This is a genomic window from Burkholderia sp. 10_S31, assembly GCF_056930375.1.
The window spans coordinates 244,900-261,227 of the sequence record NZ_JBXOWK010000001.1 but is presented as its reverse complement, the minus strand read 5'-3'; the positions used below and the strand labels follow the sequence as shown (position 1 = coordinate 261,227).

15 protein-coding genes and 1 pseudogene are annotated in these 16,328 nt (G+C 67.0%); 7 read left to right on the top strand and 9 right to left on the bottom strand.

The window, feature by feature from the left end; translation table 11 throughout:
• Nucleotides 1–109: 109 nt before the first annotated feature.
• Nucleotides 110–1,405 carry a serine hydrolase domain-containing protein gene (locus AC1Z3W_RS01200; RefSeq protein WP_124832601.1) on the top strand — a complete coding sequence of 432 codons (1,296 nt, stop codon included), beginning with the start codon at nt 110–112 and terminating at the stop codon, nt 1,403–1,405.
• Nucleotides 1,406–1,463: 58 nt separating this feature from the next.
• On the opposite strand, the gene AC1Z3W_RS01195 is transcribed toward AC1Z3W_RS01200, so the two are convergent.
• The gene (locus AC1Z3W_RS01195) at nt 1,464–2,822 is read right to left on the bottom strand and encodes an aspartate aminotransferase family protein (RefSeq protein ID WP_483506681.1); all 1,359 of its coding nucleotides are present in this window, start codon (nt 2,820–2,822) and stop codon (nt 1,464–1,466) included.
• A 547-nt stretch (nt 2,823–3,369) separates the two neighbouring features.
• Between AC1Z3W_RS01195 and AC1Z3W_RS01190 the strand changes: the two genes are divergently transcribed.
• The gene (locus AC1Z3W_RS01190; protein WP_483506679.1) at nt 3,370–5,367 is read left to right on the top strand and encodes a glycosyl hydrolase family 28 protein; all 1,998 of its coding nucleotides are present in this window, start codon (nt 3,370–3,372) and stop codon (nt 5,365–5,367) included.
• A gap of 71 nt (nt 5,368–5,438) precedes the next feature.
• On the opposite strand, the gene AC1Z3W_RS01185 is transcribed toward AC1Z3W_RS01190, so the two are convergent.
• Nucleotides 5,439–5,945, bottom strand: coding sequence for a GNAT family N-acetyltransferase (locus tag AC1Z3W_RS01185; protein WP_124832604.1), 507 nt, complete (start codon nt 5,943–5,945; stop codon nt 5,439–5,441).
• Nucleotides 5,946–6,224: 279 nt separating this feature from the next.
• A complete protein-coding gene (locus AC1Z3W_RS01180; RefSeq protein ID WP_057925530.1) occupies nt 6,225–6,839 on the bottom strand; it encodes an outer membrane lipoprotein in 615 nt (204 codons plus the stop codon).
• Nucleotides 6,840–7,369: 530 nt separating this feature from the next.
• Here AC1Z3W_RS01180 and AC1Z3W_RS01175 point away from each other — a divergent pair.
• A complete protein-coding gene (locus AC1Z3W_RS01175) occupies nt 7,370–8,569 on the top strand; it encodes an amidohydrolase family protein (RefSeq protein WP_483506678.1) in 1,200 nt (399 codons plus the stop codon).
• A gap of 68 nt (nt 8,570–8,637) precedes the next feature.
• A complete protein-coding gene (locus AC1Z3W_RS01170) occupies nt 8,638–9,822 on the top strand; it encodes an amidohydrolase family protein (protein WP_483506676.1) in 1,185 nt (394 codons plus the stop codon).
• Between the two features lie 28 nt (nt 9,823–9,850).
• Here AC1Z3W_RS01170 and AC1Z3W_RS01165 read toward each other — a convergent pair whose 3' ends face one another.
• Nucleotides 9,851–10,717: a LysR family transcriptional regulator gene (locus AC1Z3W_RS01165; RefSeq protein WP_057925532.1), complete on the bottom strand. Its 867-nt coding sequence runs from the start codon at nt 10,715–10,717 to the stop codon at nt 9,851–9,853.
• Nucleotides 10,718–10,775: 58 nt separating this feature from the next.
• Between AC1Z3W_RS01165 and AC1Z3W_RS01160 the strand changes: the two are divergent.
• Nucleotides 10,776–11,042, top strand: a pseudogene (locus AC1Z3W_RS01160) (hypothetical protein); the annotation flags it as partial.
• Here the strand turns inward: AC1Z3W_RS01160 and AC1Z3W_RS01155 are convergent.
• From AC1Z3W_RS01155 to AC1Z3W_RS01145, 3 genes are read right to left on the bottom strand one after another with little or no spacing between them, the layout of a single operon-like run.
• A complete protein-coding gene (locus tag AC1Z3W_RS01155; protein WP_057925533.1) occupies nt 10,998–11,219 on the bottom strand; it encodes a hypothetical protein in 222 nt (73 codons plus the stop codon). The pseudogene AC1Z3W_RS01160 and the gene AC1Z3W_RS01155 overlap by 45 nt on opposite strands.
• Nucleotides 11,220–11,279: 60 nt before the next feature.
• Complete coding sequence (locus AC1Z3W_RS01150) at nt 11,280–11,912, bottom strand: nucleotidyl transferase AbiEii/AbiGii toxin family protein (RefSeq protein ID WP_483506675.1); 633 nt, start codon at nt 11,910–11,912, stop codon at nt 11,280–11,282.
• A gap of 52 nt (nt 11,913–11,964) precedes the next feature.
• On the bottom strand, nt 11,965–12,444 hold the full coding sequence (locus AC1Z3W_RS01145; RefSeq protein ID WP_057925716.1) for a helix-turn-helix domain-containing protein: 480 nt from the start codon (nt 12,442–12,444) through the stop codon (nt 11,965–11,967).
• 485 nt (nt 12,445–12,929) lie between these two features.
• Here AC1Z3W_RS01145 and AC1Z3W_RS01140 point away from each other — a divergent pair, with 485 nt between their 5' ends.
• The gene (locus AC1Z3W_RS01140; RefSeq protein WP_057925534.1) at nt 12,930–13,733 is read left to right on the top strand and encodes an ABC transporter substrate-binding protein; all 804 of its coding nucleotides are present in this window, start codon (nt 12,930–12,932) and stop codon (nt 13,731–13,733) included.
• A gap of 75 nt (nt 13,734–13,808) precedes the next feature.
• Nucleotides 13,809–14,657 (top strand): phytanoyl-CoA dioxygenase family protein, encoded by an 849-nt coding sequence (locus AC1Z3W_RS01135; RefSeq protein ID WP_057925535.1) that lies wholly within the window; start codon nt 13,809–13,811, stop codon nt 14,655–14,657.
• 100 nt (nt 14,658–14,757) lie between these two features.
• On the opposite strand, the gene hutC is transcribed toward AC1Z3W_RS01135, so the two are convergent.
• Together hutC and AC1Z3W_RS01125 are read right to left on the bottom strand one after the other, a co-directional pair.
• Entirely contained in the window at nt 14,758–15,495 is a 738-nt protein-coding gene (gene hutC, locus AC1Z3W_RS01130; RefSeq protein WP_057925536.1) for a histidine utilization repressor, read from the bottom strand.
• 47 nt (nt 15,496–15,542) lie between these two features.
• Nucleotides 15,543–16,307, bottom strand: coding sequence for an SDR family oxidoreductase (locus AC1Z3W_RS01125; RefSeq protein ID WP_124832607.1), 765 nt, complete (start codon nt 16,305–16,307; stop codon nt 15,543–15,545).
• Nucleotides 16,308–16,328: the final 21 nt, after the last annotated feature.

Here is a 16,328-nt window from a genome sequence, read left to right as displayed (position 1 = left end):
CTAACCCGTGGAAGAAGCTGTCTGTCAACAGCACTCCTTTCCTTCCCGCCATCCGCCCCGAAGGAAGTCCCCTTGGGGGAAATGGCGGGGTCTCTCGGAGCAAATTCTGATGAGGATCACGAACGTCATTGACCATGCGTCTGCATGGCATCCCGACGCGCGGCGGCCCGCAGCGCTTTTCATGCGCCGGCTGCTCGCGCGGGTTGCGGCGTTGCTGATCGGCGGTGGTGCGCTGGCGTCGGCGTCGGTGCCGGTAGTGTCCGCGGCGCACGCGGCCGACGCACTGCCGCCGCTGCATGAAACCGGCATCGCGGCGGCCGCCCCCGAAGACGTCGGCGTCGATTCGCGCATGCTAGTCGACCTGTCGCGCTGGATCCGCGAGCAGAAGCTCGACGTGTACAGCCTGCTCGTCGTGAAGGACGGCAAGCTGATCTTCGAGCGCTACGGTGCGAACGCATCGCGCGATTCGACCTACGAGCTGTACTCGGTGACGAAGGCCGTGACGTCGCTCGTCGCCGGCATCCTGATCGATCGCGGGGCCGTGCATCTCGACGAGCCGGTGGCTGCGCGGCTCGCCGCGTGGCGCCCTGACCTGGGCGGCGCGCTCGCCGACAAGCGCGGCATCGCGTTGAAGCACGTGCTGTCGATGTCGAGCGGCCTGCATTACGACTTCAGCCCGAAGGACGATCCGATCTACTACACCGCGCCGGACCGGCTGAAGCTTGCCGCGTCGGCGGCGCCGAAGGTCGCGCCCGGTACCGCGTTCGAATACACCGACGTGAACCCGATCCTCGCGTCCGCGATGTTGAGCGCGGCGGCGGGCGAACCCGTCGAGCGCTATGCGCAGACGCATCTGTTCGCTCCGCTGGACATGAAGCGCGCCGCGTGGGAGCGCGCGGACCGCACGGGGCTCGTGTCGGCCGGCTGGGGCTTGCGGCTGCGCGCGATCGACATGGCGAAGATCGGCATGCTCGTGCTCGACGGCGGGCGCTGGCAGGGGCGGCAGGTGGTGCCGCAAGCGTGGATCGCGCAGATGACGTCGCCGCGCGTGTCGCCGCATTTCGGCTACTACTGGTGGATCAACAACATCGTCGACAGCGAACCCGAATTCGACGCGATGGGCTTCAAGGGGCAATTCATCACGGTGCTGCCGAAGCGCAATACGGTGGTCGTGATGACCGGCGTGCTGCCGGTGGAAGGCGGGTTGCGCGATGCGGAGAACGTGAAGCTGTTCCGGCGAATGGTGAACGGCTATATCCTGCCGGCGCTCGATGGCGGTGCTGCATCGGGGCAGGGGGCGGGTGGCGGCGATACGCGTGCGGCGTTGCGCGACGAGCTTAAAGTGAGCGCACGCTCCGTAGGGGTGCCTGGCACGCAGGTCGATCCGACGGATCTGCCGAAGTAGCTTGGGTGCATGCGTCCGGCTCGCGCGTGCTGGCGAGCCAGACGTGCCTTTCGTCACATCACGCCAGTTCGTCCAGGCACGCGTCGAACTGTGCGACGAGCGTGTCGACGTCGTCGGCCGTCGTTTGCGGACACACCAGCATCATGTTGTGGAACGGCGTGATCAGCACGCCGCGGTTCAGCAGGTACAGATGCACGATGTGCTCGAGCTCGCTGTCGAGCTGTTCGCCCGCGATCGTGCCGTTGCGCGGCGGCGTGGGCGTGAACTGGAACTCGGTGCGCGCGCCGATGCGCGTCACGCACCACGGCAGACCGTGTTTCGCGATCGCCTGTTCGAGCCCGGTGGCGAGTCGCGCGGCCAGTTCGAACATGTGCGCGTACGCGGCGTCGGTCGCGACTTCGGCGAGCGTCGCACGCATTGCATGCATCGCGAGCATGTTCGCGGTGAGTGTCGTGCCGATCCCGGAATGGCCGGGCGGCGCGTTCAGCTTTGCCTGCTTCGCGCGTTCCGCGAATTCGGCGCTGAACCCGTACACCGCGCACGGCACGCCGCCGGCGATCGGCTTGCCGACGACCAGCGCGTCCGGTTCGAGACCGTGCGCGGCCGCGTAGCCGCCGGGGCCGCTGCTGATCGTGTGCGTTTCGTCGATCACGAGCAGCGTGCCGTAGCGGCGCGTCAGTGCGCGCGCCGCGTCCCAGAAGCCCGGCTCCGGCAGCACCATGCCGATGTTCGTCATCGCGGGCTCGGCGAGCACGCACGCGACATCGCCATCCTTCAGCGCCGCGTCGAGCGCATCGAGATCGTTGAACTCGACGACGCGCGTGTTCGCGAGCAGGTCCCAGGACTGCCCGAGCAGGCTGTCGCGCTGCACCGGGCGGCCGTCGACGAGATCGACGAACACGTCGTCGACCGTGCCGTGATAGCAGCCGTTGAACACGACGATCGTGTTGCGGCCGGTGGCTGCGCGTGCCCAGCGCAGCACGAAGCGGTTCGCGTCGCTCGCGCTCAGTGCGAATTGCCACACCGGCAGCTTGAAGCGCCGCGCGAGTTCGCGCGATACCCACGCGGCGTCCTTGCTCGGCAGCATTGTCGTGTAGCCGCGCGTGGCCTGCTCGATGAGTGCACGGGCGACCGGTTCGGGTGCGTGGCCGAACATCGCGCCCGTGTCGCCGAGGCAGAAGTCCGCGTAGCGGTGACCGTCGACGTCGGTAAACGTCGCGCCGCGAGCTTCCTTCACGACCAGCGAGAACGGTGTCGACCAGTCCTGCATCCAGTGCAGCGGCACGCCGAACAGCAAGTGCTCGGATGCTTCCGCGGACAGCGCGCGGGAGACCGGCATGGCTTCGGTGAACGCTTGGCGCTCGCGATCGAACAGCGCGCGGGCGCGGATGAGGTCGACTCCGTGGCGGGAAGGCAAAGGCAGCTCCTGGGCTGTGAAGATGGGGAAACGATAGCGCGGGCAGCAGGGGGCTGAACAGAGGCGGAACTACCGAGCCGGATTGACGGCAGGGATTCGCGGGAGTGTTCTTTTGATCTCAAGACAGCCTGCAACGTAAGGATCAGCGCGCACCCGCCGGCCGTCGGTGGGGCGGCGTCGACCGACGGGCATGATCGTGGCGACCTGGTGCTGATGTTCGCGCCGACGGCTTCGGCGGGTCTTGAGCTGGCGGACACGCCGGTAGCGGCGATTGGCGAATAGGGAAATCACCCCGGCGGATGTGGACATCATCCGTTGGGGATTTCAGCCAAAATTTTTGCGCATAAACATACGACAACATATCTCCAAAAAAGCGTGGATGAATGTGAGTGTGCGCACACATACAGAGTATTCAATCAATAAAAACAGGGTAAACGACAAATACACGTCCTGCTTCGATCGCGTCTAGACTGCGCAATGTAGTACGACGACGTATAAATAGCGATCCGCCACCCGCGAGTCGACGTCCCTACACTGAAGGAGTCTCATGGCCGCCAACCGCCACCGTTCGCCTTCGTCGGCCCGGTCCCGCTCGCCGAAGCGGGTATCGCGCCGTGACTTCATCGGCTGGACCGGCGCACTTGCCGGCGGCGCCATGCTCGGCGGACCGTTCGCGGCCACCCGGGCGCTCGCGGGAGGCAGCATGTCCAATGCGTCGGCGGTCGACCTCGTGTGGGGCGAGCATGGCGCGGCGGCGCGCATTGCCGCGTCGCTCGCGCATGTGTCGCGGCTCGCGTTCCGCAGGCGCGACTTCGACGTCACGCACTACGGTGCGCGTGCGTGCGCGACCGTCGCGCAGACGTCGCCGTACCCGGCAGCGAAATCGCCGGTCAGCCCCGGTTCCGAACTGACGACCGCGCCCGGCGCATTCGACTCGCGTCCGGCATTTCTCGCGGCGATCGACGCATGCGTGCGCGAAGGCGGCGGCCGCGTGGTCGTGCCGCCCGGCAACTGGTACTGCGCGGGGCCGATCGTGCTGCAAAGCAACGTCAATTTCCACCTGAGCGCGCACTGCACGATCTACTTCAGCCCGAACCCGGCCGACTATGCAAAGGATGGCCCGGTCGACTGCGGCGCGAACGGCCGTCTGTACTACAGCCGCTGGCAGGCGAACGACTGCCTGAACTACGGCGCGCCCGTCTATGCACGCAACGCGACGAACATCGCGCTGACCGGCGAAGGGCCGACGTCGATACTGAACGGGCAGGCGATGACGCCGTTCTCCGGCTCTGGCAGCAGCAGCGTGTGCTGGTGGACCTACAAGGGCTCGTCGGGCGCATACGGCGCGAGCGCGACGGTGCCGAGCCAGTCGTTCGCGAATCCGAACAACGTCGACCTGCGGATCGTCGCACCCGCGATTCCCGATGCGCTCTACACACTGCTCACGTCGCCCGTCACGCCGTGGCAGCAGGACCAGAACTACCTGCCCGCGCTGTCCGAGGCCGGCGTGCCGGTCGAGCAGCGCATCTTCGGCATCGGCCACTACCTGCGGCCATGCATGGTCGAATTCATCGGCTGTATCAACGTGCTGATGGAGAACTACCAGACGCAGAACACGCCGTTCTGGCAGCACCATCCGACCGCGAGCCGCAACGTCGTGATGCGTGGCGTGACGACGAACAGCGTCGGTCCGAACAACGACGGCTTCGACCCGGATGCGTGTACCGACGTGCTGTGCGAAGGCTGCACGTTCAACACCGGCGATGACTGCATCGCGATCAAGTCGGGCAAGGACCTCGATACCGAATACGGCCCCGCGAAGCGACACCTGATCCGCAACTGCACGATGAACAGCGGGCACGGCGGCATCACGCTCGGCAGCGAGATGGGCGGCGGCGTCGAGCAGATCTACGCGACCAACCTGTCGATGCTGAACGCGAACTGGCAGACCAACCCGCTGAACATCGCGATTCGCGTGAAGACCAACATGAACCGCGGCGGCTACGTGAAGGACTTCCACGTGAAGGGCGTTTCGCTGCCGAACGGCGTGAACCTGAAGGGCGGCGGCTACGGCAGCGCGCTGCTCGCGGGCAGCCCGATCAACGCGAGCGTGCCGCTCGGCGTCGTCACGCCGGCGGCCGGCAATCCGTCGGCCGCGCAGGGCGGCATCGTCACGTTCGACTGCGACTACCAGCCCGCGAACGACGCGGTGCGCACGCGGCCACCGGTCGTGCAGAACGTGACGATCTCGGACGTGAAGGCGAGCAACGTGACGCTGAACGGCGTGACCGCATCGTGCTTCCAGGCGATCGTTGCGCAGGGGCCGGTCGCGTTCGACTACAACGGCACGCCGCCGCCGCCCGCCGTGCAGCCGATTTCCGGCGTGACGATCAGCAACTGCGACTTCGGCACGCCGGTCGCGTCGGGCACGCCGACCGTCACGTCGCCGGGGCCGATCTATGCGTTCAACGTGAGCGCGATGACGCTGACGAACGTGACGATCGCCGGGCAGGCGGTCAATGCGACGATCACCGACACGCGGTGAGGTGATGGGGGAGGAGCGCGTTCGCATGCGGCCGATCGATGCACGCGAACGCGAGGCTGAATGCGAACGCGTTACGCCAGCGTCTTGACCATGTGGTGTTCGTCGTAGAAGCGTCCGTCGACGAGCAGCGAGCGCGGTTCCGTGCCGAACCGGACGAACCCTTGCGACGCGTACAGCCGTTCCGCGGTGCCGTTGATCGCGTTCACGCACAGCATCAGTTGCCTGCATTCCCACGCCTGTGCCGCATGCGCGGTCGCGCTGTCGAGCAGCGATTGCGCGATGCCGCGCCCGCGATACGCGGGGTCGACGAACACGCCCCAGATCGTCGCCTTGTGCGCGACCTTGGCGCGCGCATCGCGGCGCACGCCCGTGATGCCGACGAGCGATGCGTCGTCGAATGCGCCGAACACGGCGCGCTCATGGGTGGCGGTGATGCGCGTCGCGAATTCGTCGACCGGGACGCCGGCTTCTTCGGCGCGGGTCGGCAGGAACGAGGTCGGCGACGTGTCGACCGCGCGGAGGCGGACGGACTGGAATTGCGCCGCATCGGCGGCGTCGAGCAGGCGGATCGTGATCATCGGCCGGGATTGTCGTTGTCGATTTGCTGGGCGGTCGGAATCTGCGGCGCGATGCGCGGCAGGGCATCGACAATGCTAAGCCGAAACGCGTTTGCTCGCGCGAGCGTCGACCGTATGCGGAAGATGACGGTGAAGGACCGTACGCGACAAGCGTGCCGCGCTGCCTGAAGGAAGGGGATGAAGCGATGCGCGCCCGCCGTCGCGCCGAAGCGGCGCACGGCGTGGAGCGCGCGAAATCGTGGATACGCGCCCGATCAGCTCAGGCGCATGCGAGCCGGATCAATACCGCGACAGCTGATTGCCGTTGATCTGCACGCGATCGCCCGGGCGCAGGTCGCCCGGCGACTGTACGTCGAACGAGCGTGTCGAGCCGTCGCTGACCTGCACGTCGATCCGGTAGCTGCTCGGCGGTTGGGCCGCGCCCATCTGCTGGCCGATCTGGTTGCCGGCGACGGCGCCGCCGAGCGCGCCGATCACGGTGGCCGCATCGCGGCCGTGGCCGCGGCCGAACTGGTTGCCCACCAGGCCGCCGACCAGCGCACCAACGACGGTGCCGGCGACGCCCGACGTGCCGACCGAGCCGTTGACCGGCTGGATGTTCGCGACGGTGCCGTATTGCGTGCCGTAGCCGTTGCCGTACTGGCCGCCGTAAGGCTGCGGGTTGCCGTATTGGTCGTACTGCGGCGCCTGGCTCGGATACGCCGGTTGCTGCGGCTGCACGTAGCCGGGTTGCGAATACGCGGGCTGTGCATAGCCGGGCGTCGCGTATTGCTGCTGCGGATAGCCTGGTTGCGCGCCGTAGTAGCCCGGCGCGACACAGGCGGTCAGCGGAAGCGCCGCCACGGCGACGAGCGTGGCGAACAGGACGGTCTTCGTGGAAGGCATGCGCATCATGGTGTTTCCCTGCATCGGCAACGTGTTCGCCGACGAATTCCAGGACGGGTGGCGAACTCGGCGTGAGTATAAGGAAAGGGCGGATGCGCGTCCGGTGCGGCCGGGTAACAACGTGTAAAGTCTGTTGCCGCGCAAATCGCCGGCCGCGCGGGGTGCTGAAGTGAGCAACGGTAACGGGGCGACGGGGTCTCCGGGTGCCTGCTTCCGGTGACGCTGCGCGCTTGCGGGGTCGTTGGCCTTTTCGCCGCTTTCGCTGCCTCTACCGCGCCCACTGCGCCCACCGCGCCCACCGCGCCCACCGCGCCCACCGCGCCCACCGCGATCCCGCCCCGTCACCGCGCCAGACCCGGCGGGCATGCGCACCGCACATCGCGAAATCGAATGCGTGGCATCGCGACATTTAATTGGCCACTGGTCGCCCCGTCCGATATCGTGACCGCATTCCCTGCCAGCGGTCGCGCCGTGTCGGCCGCGGTTCCTTCCCCTGCCCGTGCCGGCGTCGCGCAGCGACCGCCCACCCATTCCGAGTCATGACCGATCGCTTCTTCACCCACGCCGTCGATGCTGGCGGCCAGCCCATCAATCTCGTCGTCCATGACGGCCGCTTTGTCGCGATCGGTGCCGATTGCACGGCCGCGCCCGGTGCGGAAACGATCGACCTTGGCGGGCGCGTCGTGCTGCCCGGTTTCGTCGACGGCCACATCCATCTCGACAAGAGCTTCGTCGGCGACCGCTGGGTGCCGCACGAACCGGTCGGCTCGCTGCGCGAGCGGCTCGCGGTCGAGAAGCGCCAGCTCGCGGCCGCGCCGCCGATCGTCGAGCGCGCGAATGCGCTGATCGCGCAGGCCGCCGCGTTCGGCACGATCGCGATGCGCAGCCACGTCGACGTCGACGCGACGACAGGCCTGTCGAACCTGCAGGCCGTGATGGCCGCGCGTGAACAGTGGCGCGGGATCGTCGACATCGAACTGGTCGCGTTCCCGCAGGCCGGCGTGGTGACGTGCCCGGGCACCGCCGCGATCCTCGACGCGGCCGTGCGCGAAGGCGCGGAGGTGGTTGGCGGGATCGACCCGACGACGCTCGACGGCGACGCGGACGGCCAGCTCGACATCGTGTTCGGCATCGCCGAGAAGCGCGGCGCGAAGATCGACATCCACCTGCACGAACCGGGCGCGACCGGCATCGCGCAACTGCTGCGGATCGCGGCGCGCACGCGCGCGGCGGGGCTTGGCGGCCGCGTGAACGTGAGCCATGCGTATGCGCTCGGCCAGGTCGGCCATGGCGACGTCGAGCGTGCGGCCGCGGCACTCGCCGACGCCGGCGTGTCGATCCTGACCAACGCGCCGGGCGACTGTGCATTCCCGCCGGTACAGCAGCTGCGCGATGCCGGCGTGCACGTATTTGCCGGCAACGACAACATTCGCGATGCCTGGTGGCCGTACGGCAACGGCGACATGCTGCAGCGCGCGATGATGGTCGGCTACCGCTCGGGCTTTTACACCGACGAAGCGCTCGGCATCGCGCTCGACATGGCGACGCACGCCGGCGCGCGTGCGATCGGCAAGGACAACTACGGTATCGCGGTCGGCTGCGACGCGAGCTTCGTCGCGGTGCGCGCACCGAATGCGGCGGCCGCCGTCGCCGGCGTGCCGGCCGAACGCTGGGTGTTCCGCCGCGGCGAAAGCGACACCGGTGCGCCGTTCGCACCGGCGCTGCGTTTCACGCGATGACGACCTGATTGCCGTCGCGGTGCGTGCATCGTGACGGTCCTGCACTGACCGACCACACTGGAACCGACATGACGAACCTGCTGATCCGCAACGTCCGCACCCACGCCGACGAAGCGCTCGATATCCTGATCGAAGGCGAGCGCATCGCGCGCGTCGGGCCGTCGCTCGCCGCACCCGCCGGCTGCGCGATCGAGGATGGCGCGCTCGCACTTGCGCTGCCCGGCCTCGTCGAAGGCCACACGCACCTCGACAAGACCCACTGGGGGATGCCGTGGTATCGCAACGCGGTGGGGCCGCGCCTCGTCGACCGCATCGAGAACGAGCGCCACTACCGCGCGACGAGTGGCCACGATGCGGGCGCCGCGTCGCTTGCGCTGTCGCGCGCGTTCCTTGCGGCCGGCACGACGCGCATCCGCACGCACGTCGACGTCGACACCGAGGCCGGGCTGCGGCATCTGCACGGCGTGCTCGCGACGCGCGAGACGCTGCGCGGCCAGGTGGAGATCCAGATCGTCGCGTTTCCGCAGTCGGGCGTGCTCAAGCGCCCCGGCACGGCCGCGCTGCTGTCCGACGCGCTCGGCGCGGGCGCCGACCTGCTCGGCGGCCTCGACCCGTGCACGATCGAAGGCGATCCGGTCGAGGCGGTGGACGTGCTGTTCGGGATCGCCGAGCGCCACGGCCGCGGGCTCGACCTGCACCTGCACGAGCGCGGGTCGATGGGGGCTTATTCGCTCGACCTGATCCTGCAGCGCACGGCCGCGCTCGGCATGCAGGGCAAGGTCACGATCAGCCACGGCTTCTGCCTTGGCGACATCGCCGAACGCGAGCGCGACGCGCTGCTCGCGCGGATGGCCGAACTCGGCGTCGCGATCGTCACGACCGCGCCGGCCGCGGTGCCGGTGCCGTCGGTCGTTGCCTGCCGCGCGGCCGGCGTGACCGTCATCGGCGGCAACGACGGCGTGCGCGATACGTGGACGCCGTACGGTTCGCCCGACATGCTGGAGCGCGCGATGCTGATCGGCATGCGCAACGATTTCCGCCGCGACGACGCGCTCGAAGTCGCGCTCGACTGCGTGACGCACGGCGCGGCGCGCGGTTGCGGCTTCGCCGACTACGGTCTGGAGGCGGGCAAGCGTGCGGACGTCGTGCTCGTCGATGCGCTGACGTTCGCCGAGGCCGTCGTCGCGCGGCCGACGCGGCGGCTCGTCGTGTCGGCGGGGAAGATCGTCGCGCGCAACGGCGCGCTGGTCTGAGCCGGGCACCGCATCGCGACGGCTGCGCTCATTCCCGCTCGTGTTCGAGCATCGCCGCGAGCGCCTTCGTCAGTTCGCTGACCATCGGATCGGCCGTCGGCCGATGCAGGATCGCGATGTCCATGTTCTCGATCGGCGCGAAGCCGCCGTGCTCGTCGGTCAGCACCACGTGGTCGTCGGTCACCACGCGCGCGGGCAGCACGCTGATGCCGAGGCCGTCCGCGACGGCCGCCTGGATGCCGCTCAGGCTCGACGTCGTGAAGCTGATCCGCCAGCGGCGGCCGCGTTCCTCGATCGCCTTGATCATGTCGTCGCGATAGAGCCCGCGCGGCGGAAACACGACGATCGGCACCGGGTCCAGGTCGATCGTCGGATGCTGCGCGCTGTCGATCCAGCGCAGCTTCTCCGGCCAGCGCACCACCGCCTCGCGGCTATCGCGCCGCTGCTTGATCAGCACGAGATCGAGCTCGCCGCGATCGTAGGCCGCGCAGATGTCGCGGCTCAGCCCACACATCACTTCGAGCTTCACCTGCGGATGATCGCGCTTGAACGCGGCGAGCGCATGGGTCGTGCGGCCCGCCGCGAAATCGTCGGGCACGCCGAGCCGGATCGTCAGCGCGACGGTCGCCCCCGACAGCGCTTCCAGCATCTCGTCGTTCAGCGCGATCATGCGTCGCGCGTAGCTCAACACCGTCACGCCGGCGTCGGTCGGCCGCACGTCGCGCGTGCCGCGGTCGAGCAGGCGATGCCCGGCGATCTCCTCCAGCCGCCGCACCTTCTGGCTGACCGTCGACTGCGTCGAATGCAGGCGCGCGGACGCGGTCGTGAAGCTGCCGCAGTCGGCGACCATCACGAGTGCGCGCAACAGGTCGAGGTCGAACAAAGGTCTATTCATTTCCACACTTTTCTGGATTCGAGCATTTCATTTCCAAATATGTGCGACGACTTTTAACATGGCCCGAGCCCGCGGGCAATCGCGGTTTCGCCGGAGCCGGCGCGGCTGCGCGGGCGGACATGCAAGGAGGACACCGGATGTTGTTCAATCGGATCGCGATCGTCGGGGCGTTGGAGTTGACGACGCTCACCTGGCCGTCGCGGCCGCCGACGGAGACGCGCTCGCGGGGTGGCTGTGCCGCGCGGCCGATCGCTGTGACGCGGGCGAGGTCCGCACGGCGCTACTGCTCGCGACGCAGGGCAATCACGTGGAGGCGGTGCGCACGCTGATCGACGCGGGCGTGAATGTCGATCATGTGAACTGGCTCGGCTGGACCGCGCTGCTGGAGACGATCATGCTCGGCGACGGCAGCGAGCGCCGTGTGCGGATCGTGCAATTGCTGGTCGATGCGAAGGCGAACGTGAACCTCGCCGATTCGAACGGCGAGACGCCGCTGCAGCATGCGCGCAGCCGCGGGTATGCGCAGATCGAGCGGATTCTGGTGGCGGGGAGGGCGGTAGGGTTAGCGGGGGCGCGATTTGCGCGCGGTGCTGGTGTCAGGAAGCTGTTGGAGGAACTCGCCGGCCAGATTCACGCAGTAGTCGAACGACGGTGTATAGCCGAGTGTCAGGATAGCGTCGAAGCGCGACTGCACGAACGCACGGTGCTCGTTGAGCGGACTCAGGAAGGTATCGCGATGGCGCACGAGAAATGCACTTGCCTCCATCAAGCTCTCCGGTTCCCGTTCGATGACCAGACAGAGATCGAACAGGTCGCGCGCGGTAGGGCGATCTCCGCGATGCCACATTTTCTTGGCCACGATTTCCGCTGAAGTCTCGACCTTGACGACGTGGTCCATTAACGTCCATTCGTCGTAACCGGGGGACATCAGGTTTCGAGAGACCACGAAGTCGATTTCACCGTCGGGCAACACCAGTTTCACGAAGCCGGCGTGTTCCTCGTACTCGGTCGTGATGTCGGACGCGGCGTCGCTGATACGCGGGTTCACGTATCCGAGATACTGCGGGTCGGGTATGAAGATGTCGATGTCCTTGCTGACACGATGTCCGTGACGCAGCATGAGGACGGTGCCGCCACCGAACGTCCAGAACGGACGGGACGTGCCGTACTTCTGGATTTCCGCGATGAGCGTCAATGCTTGACGGAAAAGGCCTTGCCACGGCCGTCGGGCAAGGCGGCTGGTGTAATCATGCCCATACCTCCCGGTACAGATGAAGATCTTTCGACCATGCGGCAAGATTCTTCCAGATGGCGCGAAGTGGCGTACCGGAGCGTTCGGCAGCTTCTTCGGCGGCCTTGACTACCACCGGCAACGGCACTTCGTCGAGGATGACGGAGATCTGCGATTCGTATCCCGCCGGAATGTGTCCCGTGGTCAGCGCGTCGGCCAGCAGTCGCTCGGTCAATTCGCCCTTATAGCTGACGTTCGAGCTCACAACGGCCTTGTAGAGACCGCTTTGGGGGGGGCGCGGCTGCGCCAGGAGTTCGATGCCGAGCACGCCGAGCAACGGGATCAGCTTGTTGACGCCAAGATCCTTGACCTTACCGGTTTCAAGCTGATTCACCGTGAGGCGAGACAATCCGGCGAGTTTTGCAAGCTGAGCCTGTGTGAGATCGAGTTCGGCCCTCCGTTTCGCAACGGCCTGACCGATTTCATAGAGTTGCATGCTGACCTCCCGACGCAGGTTCATCGCGCGCGAATGTAAAGTATATCTTACATCTCAACGATGCTCGTCGCCACTTGTGACTCCTGATGCGGTATAGGCAGCGCTCGGTGACGCCGATGCAGAAGTATCGAGACAGCTATGGTCGGCCGCGCTGTATAGGCATATTTTCGCGAATATTCGCCAAAACTTGTTCTGTTGCAGCTAAACATCATGCCAGGGTGAACGCTAAAAATATAAGAAAAATCTGAAAAAATGGCTATTTTTAGGCCATCAATCAAACGTCATTCCTGATTTTGCCTTCAGCTTTCCCAATTCGCCCACCTCCATTTCCCCCGCTTGCGTTCAAAAATCAAGCGGTCTAGACTGCATCGCAGTTTCATCGAAGTCCCCGTCTTTCGCGTACCCGTGCCGGGCCTCCCGGCACGACGCTCCCCAACGGACGCCCGGCGCTTGCCCGCCACGTCGAGACCACAAGGACACACACCATGAACCGCACTGCAAAGCTCGTCGTTTCCGCGCTGGCGTTCGCGCCGCTCGTCTCGTTCGCGCAGGACACGGCGACGATCCGCTGGGGCATCGATCCCACCTATCCGCCGTTCGAGGCGAAGCAGCCCGACGGCTCGCTCGCGGGCTTCGACATCGACCTGCGCAATGCGATCTGCGAGCAGCTGCATGCGAAATGCGTGTGGGTCGAGCAGGGCTTCGACGGGATGATTCCGGCGCTGCGTGCGCGCAAGTTCGACGTGATCATGTCCGCGATGACGGCCACCGACGAGCGGCTCAAGCAGATCGACTTCTCGAACAAGCTGTATGCGTCGCCGGGCGCGCTCGTCGCGCCGGCCGGCTCGAAGCTGCTGCCGACCGCGGCGTCGCTCGCCGGCAAGCGCATCGGGATCGACCAGGGCACCACGCAGGAGGCATACGCGAAGGCCGAATGGGCGACCAAGGGCGTGACGATCGTGTCGTACCAGAACCAGGACCAGGTGTATCAGGATCTGGTGAACGGCCGTCTCGACGCGACGTTCCAGGACAAGACCCAGGCCGGCTATTCGTTCCTGAAGACGCCGCGCGGCAAGGGCTACGCGTTCGCCGGCCCCGACGTGACCGACGTGCGCATCACCGGCTACGGCGTCGCGATGGGCGTGCGCAAGGGCGACGCCGACATGAGGAAGCGGCTGAACGACGCGATCGCCGCGATCCGCGCGAACGGCACGTACCAGAAGATCGCCGCGAAATACTTCGACTTCGACATCTACGGTGCGAAGCAGCAGTTGACCGCCGCGCCATGACCCGATGACCTCCATGATCCCCATGATCCCCATGATCCCCATGATCCCGTGATTCACTCAATCGACAGGCAAGCCATGACGAGTATCCAGGACCGCGTCGCGAAAGCCGTGACGCCCGAACTGATTGCCGCCTTCCGCGACGAAGGCGCGGTATGCATCAAGGGCATCTTCTCGCCCGACGAAGTGGCCGCGCTGCGTGCCGGCATCGACGCGAACCTCGCGCAGCCGAGCGAGCGCGCAAAAGTCGCGAGCCGGCCCGACGATCCGGGCTGGTTCTTCGAGGACTTCTGCAACTGGCGGCACAACGACGCATACCGCGACTTCATCGTGCGTTCGCCCGCGCCATCGGTGGCCGCGGCGCTGATGGGCACGCGGACGGTGCGGCTGCATCACGACCACCTGCTCGTGAAGGAGCCCGGCACGCGGCAGCGCACGCCGTGGCACCAGGACCAGCCGTACTACAACATCGAAGGCGACGACAACGTCAGCATGTGGATTCCGGTCGATCCGGTGCCGCTCGAATCGACGCTGGAATTCGTCGCGGGTTCGCACCAGGGGCCGTGGCTGATGCCCCGCACGTTCATGGACAAGGAGGCGAAGTGGTTTCCGGAAGGCAGCCTCGCCGACCTGCCCGACATCGAGGCCGACCGTAGCGCATTCCCGATCCGCCACTGGGCGCTCGAGCCGGGCGACATGGTGTGCTTCCGGATGCTGACGCTGCATGCGTCGGGCGGGACGCAGAACCGCCGGCGCGCGTTCTCGATCCGCTTCGTCGGCGACGATATTCGCCACGCGCCGCGCCGCTGGAAGACGTCGCCGGATTTCCCGGGGCTGGCCGACGAACTGCCGGACGGCGCGCCGCTCGAGCATGCGCTGTTTCCGGTCGTGTGGTCGCGCGATGCGGGGCAGGTCGGAGCGATCTGAGCGGCGCAGAACGACGACATCACGCAGGAGCACGCGCGCGGCGGCCGTTTCGCGATGAAGCGGCGGCCGCGCGTGGTCGTTTTCAGGTGCTGAAGCAGGTTCAGGTCTGGTGACGTCCGGCGCCCGGCTTGAAGCGCGAGCCGAGCCGGTAGCGGTTGCCCGGATGCAGGAAGTGCACGAACGTGACGGGCAGCCCGTTCGTCCAGGTGCGGCGCGTGAGCGTGAGGCACGGCTCGTCGGCGCGCATGTCGAGGAGCCGCGCCTGTTCGCCGGTCGGCAGCGACGCATCGACGACGTGCTCGATCTCCAGTTCGTAGTGCGACACGTTGTTGAACAGGTACTCGGACGGCGGCTCGACCTGGAAATCCTGGTCGATGAATTCAGGCGCGGCGGCCGGGTTCACGTAGCGATCCTCGAGCTGGATCGGGCGGCCGTTTTCCTCATGCACGCACACCACGTGAAAGACCGGCGTGTTGACCGCCAGCCCGAACGCGGCCGCGACGTCGAACGAGGCCGGCTCGCGCGACTGGCTGAGCACGCGGCAGCGATATTCGTGCCCGCGCGCGCGGATCTCGTCGCGGATGTGCGCGATCATCAGCAGGTTCGACTGCGGCTTCATTTCGGCGACGAAGGTGCCGACGCCCGCGATGCGCTTCAGCACGCCTTCCTCGGTCAGCTCGCGCAGCGCGCGGTTGACCGTCATGCGCGCGACGCCGAATTGCGCGGCGAGATCGAGTTCGGACGGAATGCGGTCCCCCGGGCGCCAGTCGCCCGCATCGACGTTCTGGCGAACGAGCGTCTTGATTTGCTGGAACGGTGCGGTGGTCTTCGTGACCATCGGGGAATCCTTTGGGGGGAAAGGCAACCGCGAAATTCTATCCCGGATCAGGTCGTGGGCAGTTCGCGAACGTCGGCCGTCGGCGCCGAACCGAACGCATCGCTCAGCGCGTAGCCGATGAGCTGCCGCGCGGCGGCCTCGGGCGTCGACAGCGCGCCGCTTGCCTTCAATTGGTCGAATTTCTCGCGCATCGGGAAATTCTCTTCGCTGGTCGAGCGGATCGTCGCCTGCATGCCGGTATCGACGACGCCCGGCGCGACGCTGCAGATCCGCAGTGCGCGATTCGCGTCGAGCGCGACGGCGCGTGCGTGATGATCGAGCGCGGCCTTGGTCGCGCAATAGACGCTCCAGCCCGCGTAGGCGTTGCGCGCCGCGCCGCTCGACACATGCAGGATCCGGCATTCGGTCGGGGCCGATACCGCCTGCACGAGCGCGGCCGACAACATCAGCGGCGCCGCGACATTCACGCCGACCGCGCGCGCGACGAGCGTCGGGTCCTGCGCGTCGAGCGGTCCGATCGGATCGACGATGCCCGCGTTGTTGAAGAGCAGCACGATCGACGCGCCGTCGACGAAGCGGCGCAGCGTGTCGCCGGCGAGCCAGGTCGCGACGGCCGACGTGTCCGACAGGTCGAGTTCGATTTCGGCGAAGCGCTCGCCAGCCTGCGCGGCGAGCGACGGATGACGGCTGCGCGACACGCCGAGCACGGCGATGCCTTCCTGCAGCAGTTGTTCGGCGAGCGACGCGCCGAGGCCGCGTGTGTGTCCGGTGACGATGGCGCGCACGTTCGGCGCTGAAGAGGATGCAGTCATGGCGGTGAACGGGTGAACGGA